This is a genomic window from Pelistega indica, from assembly GCF_000506865.1.
GTDB classification, from domain to species: domain Bacteria; phylum Pseudomonadota; class Gammaproteobacteria; order Burkholderiales; family Burkholderiaceae_B; genus Taylorella; species Taylorella indica.
Map to the genome: position 1 here is coordinate 1 of NZ_AYSV01000006.1, position 16,998 is coordinate 16,998.

General features: G+C 40.3%; 19 protein-coding genes and 1 pseudogene. 1 reads left to right on the forward strand and 19 read right to left on the reverse strand.

What is annotated here, in order from left to right; all coding sequences use genetic code 11:
• Nucleotides 1-135, forward strand: a 135-nt coding sequence (locus V757_RS27775) for an IS66 family transposase (protein ID WP_023948913.1), incomplete at its 5' end; no start/stop codon positions are given.
• Nucleotides 136-398: 263 nt separating this feature from the next.
• Here V757_RS27775 and fdx read toward each other — a convergent pair.
• The 19 genes and pseudogenes from fdx to V757_RS16240 form a co-directional block, all read right to left on the reverse strand.
• Nucleotides 399-740 (reverse strand): ISC system 2Fe-2S type ferredoxin, encoded by a 342-nt coding sequence (fdx, locus tag V757_RS16155; RefSeq protein ID WP_023948915.1) that lies wholly within the window; start codon nucleotides 738-740, stop codon nucleotides 399-401.
• 69 nt (nucleotides 741-809) lie between these two features.
• Nucleotides 810-2,669, reverse strand: coding sequence for a Fe-S protein assembly chaperone HscA (hscA, locus tag V757_RS16160; protein WP_023948917.1), 1,860 nt, complete (start codon nucleotides 2,667-2,669; stop codon nucleotides 810-812).
• A 42-nt stretch (nucleotides 2,670-2,711) separates the two neighbouring features.
• Nucleotides 2,712-3,221: a Fe-S protein assembly co-chaperone HscB gene (hscB, locus tag V757_RS16165; protein ID WP_031273973.1), complete on the reverse strand. Its 510-nt coding sequence runs from the start codon at nucleotides 3,219-3,221 to the stop codon at nucleotides 2,712-2,714.
• Nucleotides 3,222-3,230: 9 nt separating this feature from the next.
• Entirely contained in the window at nucleotides 3,231-3,554 is a 324-nt protein-coding gene (gene iscA / locus V757_RS16170; RefSeq protein WP_023948921.1) for an iron-sulfur cluster assembly protein IscA, read from the reverse strand.
• 12 nt (nucleotides 3,555-3,566) lie between these two features.
• Nucleotides 3,567-3,944 (reverse strand): Fe-S cluster assembly scaffold IscU, encoded by a 378-nt coding sequence (iscU, locus tag V757_RS16175; RefSeq protein WP_023948923.1) that lies wholly within the window; start codon nucleotides 3,942-3,944, stop codon nucleotides 3,567-3,569.
• A gap of 26 nt (nucleotides 3,945-3,970) precedes the next feature.
• A pseudogene (locus tag V757_RS16180) lies at nucleotides 3,971-5,183 on the reverse strand (IscS subfamily cysteine desulfurase).
• A gap of 18 nt (nucleotides 5,184-5,201) precedes the next feature.
• Nucleotides 5,202-5,705, reverse strand: coding sequence for a Fe-S cluster assembly transcription factor (locus tag V757_RS16185; RefSeq protein WP_023948926.1), 504 nt, complete (start codon nucleotides 5,703-5,705; stop codon nucleotides 5,202-5,204).
• Between the two features lie 182 nt (nucleotides 5,706-5,887).
• Entirely contained in the window at nucleotides 5,888-6,379 is a 492-nt protein-coding gene (locus tag V757_RS16190) for a low molecular weight protein-tyrosine-phosphatase (RefSeq protein ID WP_031273978.1), read from the reverse strand.
• Between the two features lie 58 nt (nucleotides 6,380-6,437).
• Entirely contained in the window at nucleotides 6,438-7,199 is a 762-nt protein-coding gene (gene trmD / locus V757_RS16195; protein WP_023948930.1) for a tRNA (guanosine(37)-N1)-methyltransferase TrmD, read from the reverse strand.
• 9 nt (nucleotides 7,200-7,208) lie between these two features.
• The gene (gene rimM, locus V757_RS16200) at nucleotides 7,209-7,805 is read right to left on the reverse strand and encodes a ribosome maturation factor RimM (protein WP_023948932.1); all 597 of its coding nucleotides are present in this window, start codon (nucleotides 7,803-7,805) and stop codon (nucleotides 7,209-7,211) included.
• Between the two features lie 118 nt (nucleotides 7,806-7,923).
• Complete coding sequence (rpsP, locus tag V757_RS16205) at nucleotides 7,924-8,169, reverse strand: 30S ribosomal protein S16 (RefSeq protein WP_023948934.1); 246 nt, start codon at nucleotides 8,167-8,169, stop codon at nucleotides 7,924-7,926.
• A gap of 128 nt (nucleotides 8,170-8,297) precedes the next feature.
• Nucleotides 8,298-8,540, reverse strand: coding sequence for a sulfurtransferase TusA family protein (locus tag V757_RS16210; protein WP_023948936.1), 243 nt, complete (start codon nucleotides 8,538-8,540; stop codon nucleotides 8,298-8,300).
• An 18-nt stretch (nucleotides 8,541-8,558) separates the two neighbouring features.
• A complete protein-coding gene (gene alaS / locus V757_RS16215) occupies nucleotides 8,559-11,174 on the reverse strand; it encodes an alanine--tRNA ligase (protein WP_023948938.1) in 2,616 nt (871 codons plus the stop codon).
• A 69-nt stretch (nucleotides 11,175-11,243) separates the two neighbouring features.
• Nucleotides 11,244-11,537, reverse strand: a complete 294-nt coding sequence (locus tag V757_RS16220) for a TrbG/VirB9 family P-type conjugative transfer protein (protein WP_261796388.1) — start codon at nucleotides 11,535-11,537, stop codon at nucleotides 11,244-11,246.
• A gap of 309 nt (nucleotides 11,538-11,846) precedes the next feature.
• On the reverse strand, nucleotides 11,847-12,197 hold the full coding sequence (locus tag V757_RS0113000) for a helix-turn-helix domain-containing protein (protein WP_031273980.1): 351 nt from the start codon (nucleotides 12,195-12,197) through the stop codon (nucleotides 11,847-11,849).
• Nucleotides 12,187-12,489: a type II toxin-antitoxin system HigB family toxin gene (locus V757_RS16225; protein ID WP_023948942.1), complete on the reverse strand. Its 303-nt coding sequence runs from the start codon at nucleotides 12,487-12,489 to the stop codon at nucleotides 12,187-12,189. Before V757_RS16225 ends, V757_RS0113000 begins: the two co-directional genes overlap by 11 nt.
• Nucleotides 12,490-12,665: 176 nt before the next feature.
• Nucleotides 12,666-13,706, reverse strand: a complete 1,041-nt coding sequence (locus V757_RS16230) for a CDP-6-deoxy-delta-3,4-glucoseen reductase (RefSeq protein ID WP_023948944.1) — start codon at nucleotides 13,704-13,706, stop codon at nucleotides 12,666-12,668.
• 125 nt (nucleotides 13,707-13,831) lie between these two features.
• Nucleotides 13,832-16,135 (reverse strand): DNA topoisomerase IV subunit A, encoded by a 2,304-nt coding sequence (parC, locus tag V757_RS16235; protein WP_023948946.1) that lies wholly within the window; start codon nucleotides 16,133-16,135, stop codon nucleotides 13,832-13,834.
• Nucleotides 16,135-16,998 (reverse strand): toprim domain-containing protein (locus V757_RS16240; protein WP_023948948.1); only part of this gene is annotated, 864 nt, incomplete at its 5' end. The genes V757_RS16240 and parC, both read right to left, overlap by 1 nt.

Consider the following 16,998-nt stretch of genomic DNA (forward strand, 5'->3'; position numbering starts at 1 on the left):
TCAGCTMAGCTCAATGGCCATGACCCTTATGCTTACCTTAAGGATGTGTTGGAACGATTGCCGACACAGAAAGCGAAGGACATTGCTGAGCTTCTGCCTCATCGTTGGCAAGCGCCAAACGACACCAAGAATTAACACAATGCCCCGACAAAATCGGGGCATTGAACGTTTAAAAACGGAAGTCAATCGGAGTTCACCGGACGCTTACAATGTAACTATTTTGTCATCGATGAGCATAAAAAAATACCTAAATCAATGAACGTTGATTTAGGTATTAGGGGGAGGTTTCAAGGGGAAATAGTTTCTCGCACTGTCCAGCTTCGCTAGCTGATATATGAATACCGACCTCTAATCATAGAAGTACAGTGCTTACCAGACCACTAGTCTTGTTTTAATACTTAGTGATTCTCTTTGGCGTGATTAATTGTATATTTAGGGATTTCAATTACCACATCTTCGTCTGCCATTAGGGCTTGGCAAGATAGGCGTGAAGTGGGCTTGAGTCCCCATGCTTTATCTAATAGATCTTCTTCATCATCTGTAGCTTCTTCCAGTGAGTCAAAGCCCTCTTTGACGACCACATGACAAGTTGTACAGGCGCATGACATTTCACAAGCATGCTCTATCTCAATGCCATTATCCAATAAGGCCCGGATAATTGGCTCACCTTGTTTGACGTTTTCAATCACTTTACCTTCTGGTGCTAATGTTTCTTGAGGTAATACGGTAATTTTTGGCATTTTTCTCTCTTTATCTCTATTCAAGAATTCCCTTTCTACTTTTACATATAGGAAAGGGATTTTCCTTTTTTATATCTGATCCACTGTTTTACCTGCAAGGGCTAGGCGTATACTTCTATCCATACGTCGTGCGGCAAACTCGTCTGTTTGATGAGAAAATGCCGCCACTTTACTACGGATAAGATTTACGTCTTGTGACTGTGCTATCGTTTTCAATTCGGCTAAACCTTGTTCGATATCAGCCAATTCTTGAGGGTTTAATAAATCTTTATCCGCTGCCAATGCAGATTGTACTGACTCAATCAACTGTTGTGCATTGACTTGTTCTTCACGAAGCATTCGCTGTTGAGCATCGTAATCTGATTGTTGCATACCCTCTGCTAGCATCTGTGCAATGGCATCATCGCTTAAACCGTAGCTAGGTTTAACGGTAATAGATGCTTCTACACCCGTGCTCATTTCTCTTGCCGTGACACTAAGTAAACCATCGGCATCTACTTGGAATGTTACTCTAATTCTTGCCGCACCAGCTACCATGGGAGGAATGCCACGTAACTCAAATCTTGCCAAAGAACGGTTTGCATCGACTAACTCACGCTCTCCCTGCAACACATGAATGCTCATGGCAGTTTGTCCATCTTTGAACGTTGTAAATTCTTGCGCTCTAGAAACTGGAATCGTACTATTACGATCAATAATCCGTTCAACTAGCCCTCCCATTGTTTCAATGCCTAAAGACAAGGGAGTAACATCTAATAATAGCCAATCTTCATCACTACTTTGGTTACCCACTAGTTTATTTGCTTGTAGTGCTGCACCCAATGCCACTACTTGTTCAGGATCAAGATTAGTCAATGGTTTAGTCGCAAAGAACTCTTGGACACGCTGTTGTACAATCGGCATCCGTGTTGCACCACCGACCATAACCACACCTTTAATGTCTGTCGGTTTCAGTTGTGCATCTTTTAACGCTTGTTTTGCTCGCTCTAGCGTGCGATTCACTAAGTCAGTAGCAATATTATCGAAATGAGTTCTTGGATAATTTAAATCCAAATGTAAACCATCTGACAAGGTTACTTGGAAATAGGCTTTAGGCTGTGTACTTAAGCGCTCACGCACAGTTTTGGCAATTGACAATAATAAGCGCTTATCTTGGATACTTAAATGGCTAGTATCATGATGCTTCATCACATCATTAACGATTAATTCATCAAAGTCATCACCACCAAGTTGTGTATCGCCTCCAGTTGCAATAACTTCAAATACACCTTTGCTTAATTTCAAAATTGAAATATCAAATGTACCACCACCTAAATCATATACCGCATAAACACCCTCAGCAGCATTATCTAAGCCATACGCAATAGCCGCTGCTGTTGGCTCATTTAATAATCGTAAAACATTTAGACCAGCTAAACGTGCCGCATCTCTTGTCGCTTGGCGTTGTGCATCATCAAAATAAGCTGGCACGGTAATCACGGCACCATTAATATCTTGACCTAAAGCATCTTCAGCACGTTGGCGTAATTTCGCTAAAATTTGAGCAGAAACTTCTACAGGACTCACGTCCCCTTGAGTAGTTTTGATAGCTACGCTACCTGCATTTTTTTCTAATCGATAGGGAACATTTAATGCAACCGCTTCCTCATAAGAGCGTCCCATCAAGCGTTTGATAGATAGCAAGGTATTGTAAGGATCACGGTTTTGTGCACGCACAGCAGGTAATCCAATATGGACAGTACCATCTTTAAGGTATCTAACTGCCGAGGGAAGTAATGCCTTGCCCTCTTCATCTTTAATAATTTCGGCAATACTGCTACGTACAGTTGCTACCAAAGAATGTGTTGTACCAAGGTCAATCCCAATCGCCACTTTACGTTGATGTGGTGCGGGTGATGCGCCTGGTTCTGAAATTTGCAAAAGTGCCATAAATTCTTTATCGTTTTAGGTCTTATTACTTAGCACAGTGTACTAAGCAAGTAATGATTTAATTTCGTTCTGTATTTTAGCGACAAACATCAGCTGACGGACTTTTTCTGCGGCTAACGCAAAATCTTTTTTATGATCTAACAGCTCCGTTAAACATCCCTCTAGCGTCTGTGCTTCCTGTTCAATAGCATTCAACAACACTAGCATCTGTTCAGGTTTACCCCTCACTTCATCTAACTGCTCACGCCATTGCATTTGCTTGATTAAAAAAGCTGAATCCATGCGAGTATTATTCTCTGCATCTACCGTATAATCCGCTAACTCACACAAATAAGCAGCCCGTTTAACGGGATTCTTTAAGGTATCATATGCCTGATTGATGCGCGATGCCCATTGCATAGCCACCCTTTTTTCTGCTGCACTAGCTGTAGCAAAACGGTCAGGGTGTACTCTGGCAGAGGCTTGTCGCCATGCTTGTTCTAATTGCGTTAAGTCTAATGCAAAATTAGCTGGTAAACCTAACAAACTAAAATACGTATCCACGACAAGAATCCTTAGTGTTTAAACAGAGAAAGACTCACCACAACCGCAGCTGGCTTTTTCTTTAGGGTTAGCGAATTTAAATCCTTCATTTAACCCCTCTCGCACAAAGTCCAGCTGAGTACCGTCAATATACGGTAAGCTCTTTGGATCAACATAGACTTTGACGCCAAAGCTTTCATATACAATATCGTGCTGATCAGCTTCATCAACATATTCAAGTTTATATGCCATACCTGAACAACCTGAGGTACGTACACCAACTCGCAAACCCAAGCCTTTGCCACGCTTAGTGATATTGCGTTGAATATGCTGTGCAGCTTTTTCGGTTAATGTAACTGCCATAATAATGTCCAATTATGCCTTTTTGTTTTTATAATCCGCTACAGCGGCTTTAATTGCATCTTCTGCAAGAATAGAACAGTGAATTTTTACAGGAGGTAATGCTAACTCTTCAGCAATTTGAGAGTTACGAATCTCTAATGCTTGATCCAATGTCTTACCTTTTACCCATTCAGTCACTAATGAACTAGAGGCAATAGCAGAGCCACAGCCATAGGTTTTAAAACGTGCGTCTTCAATAACTCCGTTATCATTAACTTTAATTTGTAATTTCATCACGTCACCACAGGCAGGTGCACCAACCATACCTGTGCCAACAGTTTCATCATTTTCAAATGAACCAACGTTACGAGGATTTTCGTAATGATCCAATACTTTATCACTATATGCCATGATTGAATTCCTTTATAAATACGTAATTAGTGTGCTGCCCATTGAACGCTATTTAGGTCGATACCTGCTTGTGCCATTTCCCATAATGGCGACATATCCCGCAACTTACCTACACGTGCTTTAATTAACTCAACAGCAAAATCAATTTCTTCTTCTGTCGTAAAACGACCAATGGTAAAACGAATTGAGCTATGTGCTAACTCATCATTACGTCCTAACGCACGAAGCACATAAGAAGGCTCTAAACTCGCTGACGTACAGGCTGAACCACTAGAGACAGCTAATTCTTTAATTGCCATGATTAATGATTCACCTTCCACATAATTAAAACTAATATTTAGATTATGTGGCACACGGTGCTCAATATCACCATTTACATATGTTTCATCAATTTCTGTAAGGCCAGCCAATAAACGGTCACGTAATGCCTTAATACGAACATTTTCTTCGTGCATGGTCGCTTTTGCTAAAGCAAAGGCCTTGCCCATTCCTACAATCTGGTGAGTTGGTAAGGTACCTGAACGGAAGCCACGCTCATGACCACCACCATGCATTTGTGCCTCAATACGTACACGAGGTTTGCGGCGGATATAAAGTGCACCGATACCTTTTGGACCATATGTTTTATGCGCAGAAAAAGACATTAAATCTACTTTTAATTTGCTTAGATCAATATCTACTTTGCCTGTTGCTTGAGCCGCATCACAATGGAAAAGAATGCCTTTTTCACGTGTGATATTACCAATCGCTTCAATATCCTGAATCACACCAATTTCATTATTTACCATCATCACTGATACTAATATTGTATCTGGACGAATCGCTGCTTTAAGAACATCTAAATCTAATAGACCATTTTCTTGCACATCAAGATAAGTTACTTCAAAACCTTGACGCTCTAACTCACGCATAGTGTCCAATACGGCTTTATGCTCTGTACGAACCGTGATTAAATGCTTACCCTTTTCTTGGATAAAAATGAGCTGCTCCCTTAAGAGCCAAGTTATTTGATTCTGTTGCGCCTGATGTCCACACAATTTCACGTGGGTCAGCATTCACAAGGTCAGCCACTTGTGCTCTTGCATTTTCTACTGCCTCTTCTGCTTCCCATCCAAAGGCATGGCTACGTGACGCTGGGTTACCAAATTTTTCGAATAACCATGGTACCATTGCATCAACGACCTGAGGATCAACAGGTGTGGTCGCTGAATAATCTAAATAAATAGGTTGAGTTGTCATGTCAAAAACTCCAAACTTCTACATTAATACTGAACTTAACGCGTCTGTCTTGCGTTGAATATGCACGGGATTAGTCTCGTTATTATGTTGGACTTGACGCATTCTTTGTTGGTCAACAAGTTCTTGCAAAGTGACTGAATCCAAATAATCGACCATACGACGATTTAAGTTACTCCAAAGATCGTGTGTCATACAATGACCACTCTCTCTACCATCTCTACCTGTTGTACAGGGTGTTTTATTACCACATGCAGTGGCATCTAGTGGCTCATCTACCGCAAAAATAATATCCGCAATAGTGATATCACGCGCATACTTTGCTAAGGTATAACCACCACCCGGGCCACGCACGCTTTCTACAAGCTCGTGACGGCGAAGTTTACCAAACAACTGTTCGAGATATGAGAGAGAAATATTTTGACGCTGGCTAATAGCCGCTAATGTAACTGGGCCCGCATGATGACGCAAACCTAAATCAATCATTGCCGTGACCGCAAAACGACCTTTTGTAGTTAATCTCATAGCATTTTCCTTGCATAACCAAGTAATTTACTCAAGTATAACAAAAATCCGAGTAAATTACTAGGGATTTATGCAAAAATGCAATATGATTGAAATATAAAGACTTTTTACGACAGTCTTTACCTCTTTCTTAAGAGAGTTAATGTGCTAGGAGGAATATCAACAATAGTATAAGACTAGCCTTATGCTATTTGATATTGAGTCACGCGCTTACTCAAGACTTCAAACATCCCTTGGCAAGCATCCTCTAAATAATCCAACATTTTAAAGAAGCCATCAACACCACCATAAAATGGATCTGGCACTGTCGCCTCTTCATAGTCATTCGCGTAACGCATCAATAGCATTAATTTATGATGCTCTTGACGAGGCGCTAACTGTTGAAGATATGACAAACACTCCCAATCCATAGCGAGAATAAGGTCATATTCTTTAATATCTTGGAGCGTAATCTGGCGTGCACGAATATCGCTAATATCATAGCCGTGCTTGCGCGTCACAAACTGAGCTCTGCCGTCGGGAGCTTCACCAATGTGATAATCATGTGTTCCTGCTGAGTCTATTTGAATGCTATTTTGCAACCCAGCCTCTTGGACTAAATGACGCAAAACGCCCACTGCACTCGGTGAGCGACAAATATTACCCATGCAAACGAAAAGTACTTTTGTATCCATAGTGGTGATAGTTTGAACTAAAACGAGTTATTTATCAAGTTTTTCCTAAAATAAACTATTAGCTTTTTTCAAGAACTGTTAAGAAATCTAAATCTTGTTTTGTTAATTGGTGGTTAGCCTTGGCTTTTTCAATCAAATCAGGTCGATATTTTATAGTTAAAGCAAGTGATTGTTCTCTTCGCCATTGAGCTATTTTTTTATGATGCCCTGACAACAATACCTCTGGCACAGGTATTTGTTGATAAATCTCAGGTCGTGTATAGTGAGGACTATCTAACAAGCCTGACTGTGACTCATGAAAAGAGTCTTGCAAAGCAGACTCATGCGTATTTAAGACACCCGGTAGCAATCTCACAATACTATCTACCACTGCTAATGCGGCAATTTCACCACCTGAAAGCACAAAATCACCAAGTGATAACTGAGCATCAACACAAGTATCAATAAAGCGCTGATCAATTCCTTCGTAACGTCCACAGATTAAAATAAACCCACTTGAGTTCATCATAACCTGTGCTTGGCTTTGTTTGAATACTGCACCAACAGGACTTAGTAAATACACGGGATGATTAAGACCTTGAGCTGATAAATCATGTTTTATTGCTTCTAGCGTTTTTTGCAAAGGTTCAGCCAGCATCACCATGCCCGGACCACCACCATAAGGTCTATCATCTACAGTATGATGAACATCATGTGTAAAATCACGAGGATTCCATGTCTTTAATTGCCAAAGACCCTTTTGATGCGCCCTTCCCGTTACCCCTAAATCTGTTACTGTCTTGAACATTTCAGGGAACAAGGTGATGATATCAACTCTCACCCTAGCCTCTTAAAAATCAACAGGCCAATCGGCAAAAATAGTACGCTTAGCCAAATCTACCTCAGGAACAGTTTGTTTAACAAAGGGAATTAATACTTCAATGGGTTTACCTTTGGCATTAAGCATAGGCTCATACTGTTGCCCTAATATTTGTTGCTGACGTTGTACATGTAAAACACCATGAGCACCATTATCAGAGACTTCGGTTACCACACCAATTAACCCAGCTGGATCTGTCTGCAAACTATATACACTACAACCGATTAAGTCTACCCAATAAAATTCATCATCATCGGTACTAGGAAAATCAGCACGCGAAATATAAACCGTTGTACCTTTTAGTGCTTGAGCTTGATCTCTATCTGCGATTCCTCGCAAACGTGCCACGACAGAACTACCTTGTGCACGACTACGTACAAGATTAGCATTACGCATAGACTCCAAAGGCTTACCCTTAAGATCTGCACGCATCAGCCACCATGTATCTACATCTAATAGAATCGTCTCTTGTTCAGAAAAAGGAATGACTTTAATCATACCTTGAACACCATAGGCATCACTAATTCTACCGACTTCAACTAAATCATCTGGTATTTGCTCACTCATGGGTACTCTTTTTTCGCTATGTTAAGTCACAAGAAAAACGACCGCTAGCACATCAATTGCCACCGGCCGCCATTACTAAACTGACAAGAGCAGTTTATACAAACACAAACCCAATAAATTAAGCTGGTTTGAATTCTTTTAATAAACGAGCAACTGCATCAGAAACCTGAGCACCGTTTGATTTCCAGTATTCAACACGATCAACAGCAATACGTAAATTTTCTGCTGACTCACTACCTACTGGGTTGTAAAAACCAACACGCTCAATAAAGCGACCGTCACGACGATTGCGTGAATCAGCTGCTACGATATTATAAAATGGACGTTTTTTAGAGCCACCACGGGCTAAACGAATCACCACCATGGGGGTTATTCCTCTTTAAAAAGTTAGTTAAATAATTCAATAAACGTATAATTTTATAAGTTTTTACTAAATAAATCAATACTTAGCGTAAAGAAATATAAAAAACACGCTATTTTACAACAATGCACTTAGCGCTTTTTAATAAAGTGCCAAGTGGTTTTATCATCAATCAATACTTGCAACAAGATCTCGTGCCCAGTTTGTTTTGCAAATGCTTTAAAGTCGCTAACCGCACTTTTATCTGTCGTGGCAACTTTTAACACCTGCGAACTTTCTAAACCTTGTAAGGCTTTTTTAGTTCGCAATAACGGCAAAGGACAAACCAATCCTGTTGCATCAATGGCTAAATCTTCCTGAGGAAAATCGCTCATCTTCTACACCTATACCATTTAAAGCTTAGCATCAATCCATGCAGGAACAGCTGCTAATGCATCAGGCAGTGCATCTAACTGGACACCACCACCCATTGCCATATCTGGACGACCGCCGCCTTTGCCCCCTAATTTTTCAGAGATAAAGGCAACTAACTCTCCCGCTTTAACTTGGGCTGTTTTATCATTAGTTACGCCAACAGCTACACTAGCCTTACCATCAACCTCAGCTGCTAATACCACAATGCCTGATTGCAAACGGTCTTTCAACTGAGGAACGATATCACGTAAGAATTTAGTATCGGCATCTTTCAAGCTAGTCACTAATACTTTAGTGCCTTTGATATCTTTAGCTTGAGAAGCCAAATCACTCGCTAATGCTACCGCTAATTTTTCTTTGGTATGCTCTAGCTCTTTTTCTAATTGACGTGTTTGTTCTTGTGCCAGTTTACTACGTTCATATAGATCAGCTGGAGGAGCTTTCAATAAAGCAGCCGTTTTGTTTACACTATCGTTAAGTTGATGAACCCACTGTAATGCATTCAATCCAGTTACCGCCTCTACACGACGAATACCAGAGGCAATACCTCCCTCTGATACTATCTTAAATAGGCCAATATCACCAGTACGTTTAACATGTACACCACCACAAAGCTCACGAGAGAAACCAATATCTAATACACGAACTTCATCGCCATACTTCTCACCAAACAATGCCATCGCTCCACCAGCAACAGCATCATCAAACGACATCATTTGTGCATGAACCTCTGTATTGGCTAATACTTCAGCATTCACAATTGCCTCAACTTCAGCAATTTGCGCTGGAGTCACAGGAGCATCATGAGAAAAGTCAAAACGTGTTTTTTCGGCATCAACCAATGAGCCTTTTTGTTGAACATGACCACCTAATACTTGACGTAATGCTTTATGCATCAAGTGAGTTGCTGAGTGGTTACGTGTAATACTTTGGCGACGTTGTACATTCACATGAGCTTGTACCTTATCACCTACTTTGATTTGACCTAAAGTTACTGTACCGTAGTGACCAAAAACATTAGCTGTAATCTTTTGTGTATCGTGTACCTCAACAGCATTACCATAGCCAGTTAACGCACCAGCATCACCCACTTGACCACCTGATTCAGCATAGAATGGTGTCTGATCAAGGACTAACACAACCTCTTGACCTTCGGCTGCTTCTGCAACAGATACCCCTTCTACATAGATAGCTAAAATTTTTGATTCTGTTTCTAAGCTAACATATCCTTGGAAATCTGTATGCTGACCTGAGTAACTTAAGGATTGATGCGTTTTAAACTTACCACTTGCACGTGCTGTTTCACGTTGGTGTTCCATTGCCGCTTCAAATCCTTTCTCATCCACTTCAACTCCACGTTCACGACAAATATCAGCCGTTAAGTCAAATGGGAAACCATAAGTATCGTACAAAGTAAAGACTGTTTTACCGTCAAGTACACCACCTTTTTTCAAACCCTCTAAGTTTTCTTCTAGGATTTTCATACCCTTTTCTAGCGTAGCTTGGAAGCGTTCTTCTTCTAGCTTAAGAACGGCAACGACACGCTCTTGTTGCTCAGCCAATTCCGGATAAGCTTCACCCATTTGAACAACAAGATCAGCTACTAATTTATTAAAGAAAGGCTTTGTCTGCCCTAACTGATAACCATGACGTAAAGCGCGACGAATAATACGGCGCAACACATAACCACGTCCTTCATTACCGGGAATCACACCATCCACTATCATAAAACTACATGCACGGGTATGGTCTGCGATGACTTTTAGTGAGTTATTACTTAAATCACTCGTGTTTGTCTCACGTGCAGCTGCTTTAATAAGATTTTGGAATAAATCAATCTCATAGTTAGAATGAACATGCTGTAAAACAGCCGCGATACGCTCTAACCCCATGCCGGTATCTACACAAGGATGAGGCAATGGATGCAATACACCCTCTTTGTCTCGTTCAAATTGCATAAATACTAAGTTCCAAATCTCAATATAACGATCGCCATCCTCTTCAGGTGATCCTGGAGGGCCTCCCCAGACATCTGGACCATGATCATAGAAAATTTCAGAACAAGGACCACAAGGACCAGTATCAGCCATTTGCCAGAAATTGTCTGATGCATAACGTGCGCCTTTATTGTCACCAATACGAATAATTCTTTCGGCAGGCACGCCAATCTTATCTTTCCAAATGTTGTACGCTTCGTCATCTTCAAAGTACACAGTGACCCAAAGCTTCTCTTTCGGCAACATATATACAGTCGTCAATAACTCCCATGCATAACTAATTGCACTCTCTTTGAAATAATCACCAAAACTAAAGTTACCTAACATCTCAAAGAACGTATGGTGACGTGCTGTATAACCCACATTTTCTAAGTCATTGTGCTTACCACCCGCTCGCAACGAACGCTGCGCTGTTGTGGCACGTTTATATGGGCGAGTATCTTTGCCAGTAAAAACATCTTTGAATTGAACCATACCAGAGTTGGTAAACAATAGCGTAGGATCATTAGCTGGAATTAATGAAGATGATTTAACAATCGTATGATCTTTAGATTGGAAAAAGTTTAAAAACTTTGAGCGAATTTCTGCTGTTTTCATCGTTATTTAAGAGAAAGGAAAAATAAGATAACCGTTTATTATAAGCGAATTAGCCATAATAGATAAAAACTAAGGCTTGTGCCACAAAAATACCTCCTTATCTCCTCTCTTTAATAATAATTGTGCAAAGTGTCCCTTAACCACTACATAAGGATAATTGCGATAGACATTTTGCACGGTTTGTTGCTGCGTCTTAGGATCTATACTTAATATGGCTGGCACTGTTTGCGTAGGCCAAAGCTCAACCCATACTTCATCCTGTGTACTAAACACTTGCATAGGAAGCAGTGCTTCATCTCCCTGCATTTGCCATGCAAACGAATATTGATTAACCGAGCGAGGACTAAACTCCCAATCAGGTATTGCCTTTTTTTAAGTAACCAGTCTGCTTGTGTCGTACAACCTACCATTACGGGGAAAACAATCATAGCAAAGACATTTTTTAAGCGATTAGGCAATAAAAACATATAAATTTCTCCTTATAAATAGTTGAGTTTTTAAATCAACCCAATTATTTTCAGAGAAAATACCATCCGATTTCTATTGACAAAACTACGGACGGATAACGTTGTCCACCCTTAATCAAGACAAAAAACTGCACGTCAAAATTACAGTTAAGAGATTACAGACTATCTGACCACCAGCTAGAAGTTAGTTTTCGGTATGCAGCTTTTATGCAATTAAACTCTCGTAAGGAATCTGTAAGCCGTGATGTAAGTTTTTAATCATCGTTAAACTTAAGGGGCGCTTTCCATTCAAAACTTCTGAAATTTTACTTTTGGCTCCTAGATACGGTGCTAAATCATCACGTGTTAGATTCTCTTGTTCCATTTTAAACTTAATGGCGTCTATAGGATTGGCATGAGCAATCACATAATGCTTTGACTCATAAGACTCAATGAGCGCTAATAAAATATCTCTTTCATCTGCTTCTGGTGTACCATTATCTGCTTGAAAAACTTTTTCAAGCGCCATAAATGCAAGAGTTAAATCATCATCATTACGAATTGGCTTAATATTCATTGATTTCCTCTACATTAATTTCGTTATAGTCCTTATGAGTACCGATAAATTTAACCCAAACCACACCAATCTGATAAGCAATTTCTACGACTAATCGATACTTATTACCCGCTATATTAAAAACTACTCGATTGTGTCTACAGATACTCGCATTCGCAAAAGTAGCCTTCACATCTTGTGGTGATTTCCAATCAACCTTTAAAACAATATCATGCCACGCTTCCAGCGGACGTTGAGCATCTTTATACAGTCCCCAAAAATGGACTAAAGTACGCTTGGCTATCACTCGCATAATCACTCTAAACTATTGAAATTATTTTAATTCCCTTTTTGGGAATTTACAAGTATCTTATTTACTAATAAGAAAAAAAGAAAATCATCTCAATATATTGCCCAAAATGCGAGTTCTTTTCTATTGCCAAAACTACGGATGGATAACGTTATCCATCCGCACGAGTTTTATAATAATTATCCTTGTAACTTAGCAATATCGGCTGCCGATGTAAATGAGTCAGCAAAGAATTCTTCAGCAGGCAAACCCGCTGCGGCATAAGCGTCTCTTGCGCTCGAAATCACAATTGGCGCACCACACGCATAAACTTGATAGTCAGTTAAATCAGGAATATCTTCTAAGACAGCCACATGTACAAAGCCTGTACGCCCCGTCCAATTATCTTCTGGTAAGGCATCAGAAACAACAGGAATGAATGTAAAGTTCGGCAATAACGCTTCCCATGAACGGCACAAGTCCATCATATAAATATCAGTAGGACGACGACCTCCCCAATATAGCACGATAGGACGCGTAATACCTACTGCAATAACCTCTTCCATTATCGCTTTTAGTGGGGCAAATCCAGTACCACTCGCCAACAATACAATAGGTTTTTCAGAGTTTTTGCGCAAAAAGAATGATCCTAACGGTCCTTCTAATCGCAAAATCTCTCGTACTTTCATCGCTGTACTAGCACCAAATACATGATCGGTAAAAAGACCGCCCGGCATATGACGAATATGTAATTCTAAAGCGGCTCCTTCTTGGGGTCTTGTCGCTAAAGAATATGCCCGACGACTGCCATCTTTTAAAATAAATTCTACATATTGTCCTGCTTCATAGCGAAACACATCTGAAGCTGGTGTTTGTAATTTAAGCAGCATTACATCGTCAGAGAGTTTTTCCATTTCACTTACACGCACAGGAATCTTTTTTACTTGAATATCTGAAGACATACGTACTTCACGTGCTTGAATGACTAAATCCGATTCAGGTTTAGTCTCACAAAATAAACACATCCCTTGTGCACGCTCTTCTTCTGAAATAAGACGCTCAGTCCCAATTCCCGGCTCATAATCACCAGAAACTACCTTACCCTTGCAACTGGTACAAGAGCCTGTACGACAGCTATAAGGCAATACAATATCGTGCTCAAGTGCGGCATCTAAGATAGTTTGCCCCTCCTTCGCCGTAAATGTATGCTGAGTAGATTCAATAGTAATTTTATAAGTCATGATGGTGATTACACTCCAAATAAACAGTCTAAAGGTGCTGGAATAGCAGCACCCTCAGACAAACTGAGCCATTAGTTTTCAATAATTAATCTGTGGTCAAGCTTTCTTTGACAACCGTATCATTATTATAATGGCAATAATGTTGCTTGTTTAATGCGCAAATTTAATGCCTTACCTTTGCGAGCACGTTTACCCACAAATTCCTGCAAATCGCCCAAGGCAATTAAATCCTCAACATCCTTGTTCCGATAAACGCCAGTTGCCATAATACCTTGTTCAGTCACAGCCAGAATTTGGGCAAATGTATCTTTGGCATCAAACGTCATCAAAATAGTACCACGCCCGCCACCACTTAAGGCTTTCACTTCATTGACATCAATCATTAAGAAACGATTAGTTTTTGTCAACATACCAATATATTGAGTATTATCGGGCAATAGCACAGGTCTTAATATCTTAGCTTTATCTTCTAAATTAATAAATGCTTTACCTGCTTTTTGACGAGTACTCATATCACTGATACGAGCACTAAAACCTAGACCATTATCTTGACACAGTAACCAACGACTATTTTCTGTGCCAGCAATAATATGAGCTATATGAGTACCGCTTTCTAAATCAATCATAGCAGTAATAGGCTGACCATCTCCTCGTCCAGAAGGAAGATGAGAAACTGGTACTGAATACACACGACCGTTTGAACCAATACCAATTAGCGTATCCACGCTACGGCACTCATAGGAAGCATAATATTTATCACCCGATTTAAAACCAACTGCTGACATATCATGACCATGACCATGGCGTGCACGCAACCAGCCTTTTTCAGACACAATCACAGTAACTGGCTCATCCACAACCTTATTTTCCACAGCAGCACGCTCTGCCACCTCAATAATGGTACGACGCTCATCGCCAAATTTTTTCGCATCTTGTTCAATTTCTTTAATCATTAAACGTTTTAGCGAAGAAGGATTTTCCAATAAATCTTCTAATTTAGCTTGTTCTTGACGTTTTTCATCAAGCTCCTGCTCAATTTTAAAGCCTTCTAACTTGGCTAATTGACGCAAGCGCATTTCTAAAATATCTTCAGCCTGTAACTCAGATAACTGAAAACGTTGCATTAATGCTAGCTTTGGTTCATCTGACTCACGAATAGTCTGAATCACTTCATCTACATTAAGATAAACAATTTGACGTCCTTCTAAGATATGGATTCTAGCCATAATTTTATCTAAACGATGTTGTGATCGACGAGTCATTGTGTCGGTTCTAAATGACAACCATTCCACTAGAATTTCTCTTAATGAGCGCTGTTTTGGTCTACCATCAATACCGATACAAACCAGATTAATTGGAACGCTACATTCCATACTGGTACTAGCCAACAACGCATTTACAAACTCATGGCGGTCAACACGGGACGACTTTGGCTCAAATACTAAACGTACATCCGCTTCCATTCCTGACTCATCTTTTTGACTATCAAGCAAAGCTAACATTGCTGCTTTAGCTTGTTGTTGCTCCTGAGTTAGGGTTTTCTTACCTGCCTTAACTTTTGGATTCGTAATTTCTTCAATCTCTAACAACACTTTTTGGGCTGATGTATTAGGCGGTAATTCATTCACCACTAATTGCCATTGCCCTCTTGCTAATTCCTCAAACTCAAAACGAGCACGCATTTTTAGTGAACCACGACCTGTTGCATAAATTTGCTGAATCAGCTCTGGGGAAGAAATAATTTGTGCCCCACCACTAAAATCTGGGCCGGGAACCAATTGATAAAGTTCTTCATCACTAATTTGTGGCTTTTTCAATAAAGCAATACAAGCACTGGCGATTTCATTAAGGTTATGTGAGGGAATTTCAGTCGCCATCCCAACAGCAATCCCTGACGCACCATTTAATAGCATCATCGGTAGCCGTGCAGGCAACATTTGAGGCTCTTGTTCACTACCGTCATAATTAGGAATAAACGAAACTGTCCCCTCATCTAACTCATCTAGCAAAAGACTAGCAATTGGCGTTAAACGAGCTTCGGTATAGCGCATTGCCGCAGCACTATCGCCATCGCGAGAACCAAAGTTACCTTGACCATCAATTAATGGATAGCGAAGCGTAAAGTCCTGAGCCATACGGACCATTGCTTCATAAGCGGCTTGGTCACCATGTGGATGGTATTTACCCAATACATCACCTACTACGCGCGCAGACTTCACATGCTTGGCACCAGAGCGTAAGCCCATCTTATCCATAGCATATAAAATACGACGTTGCACAGGTTTTTGACCGTCACCTACTTCAGGTAAAGCACGCCCTTTTACTACTGAAACAGCATAATCTAGATAAGCTTTTTCAGCGTACAATCCTAAAGTAAGACTTGGCTCACCATTTTCTTCTACTGTAAATAAATTATTTTGTTCGCTCATCACACATCCAAATCTGCTAAGTTACCTTTTTCTTCTATCCAAGAACGACGTTGGTTAGATTCATTTTTACCCATTAACATATCAAACATAGCTAGCGTTTGTTCCTGATCTAATTGACCAAAGCCCACTCGTAATAAACGTCGCGTATCTGGATTTAAAGTGGTTTCTCTTAATTGTTCTGCACTCATTTCACCTAGCCCTTTGAAACGACTCACTGTTAGCGCAGACTCACGAATATTTTCAGTATTAATTAATTTATCTTGAATACTCGCCAATTCTTCAGCATCCAAACAATAAAATTTGCGTGCAGGTCGTTTACCTTGAGCCGAGACATCCACTCTAAATAATGGTGGCTGTGCGACATAGACAAAACCATTTTCTACGAGTTTGGGAAAATGACGATAAAATAACGTCAATAACAATACCTGAATATGCGAGCCATCCACATCCGCATCCGATAAAATGCAAATACGGCGATAACGCAACCCTGATAAATCTGGATTATCATTAGGGCCATGAGGATCTACACCAATCGCCACCGAAATATCATGAATTTCATTATTAGCAAATAGACGATCCTTATCCACCTCCCATGCATTAAGTACCTTACCTCGTAAAGGCAGGACGGCTTGGAACTCCTTATCACGTCCTTTTTTCGCTGATCCACCAGCAGAGTCTCCCTCAACAAGGAACACTTCGGTACGAGTGACATCACTTGACTCACAATCGGTTAACTTACCGGGTAAAACAGCCACCCCAGAGCTTTTTCTTTTTTCTACTTTTTGCGCTGACTTAGAACGAGCTTGAGCTTGTGCAATCGCAAACTCAGCCAGTTTCTTGCCGTAATCAACATGAAYTKAACC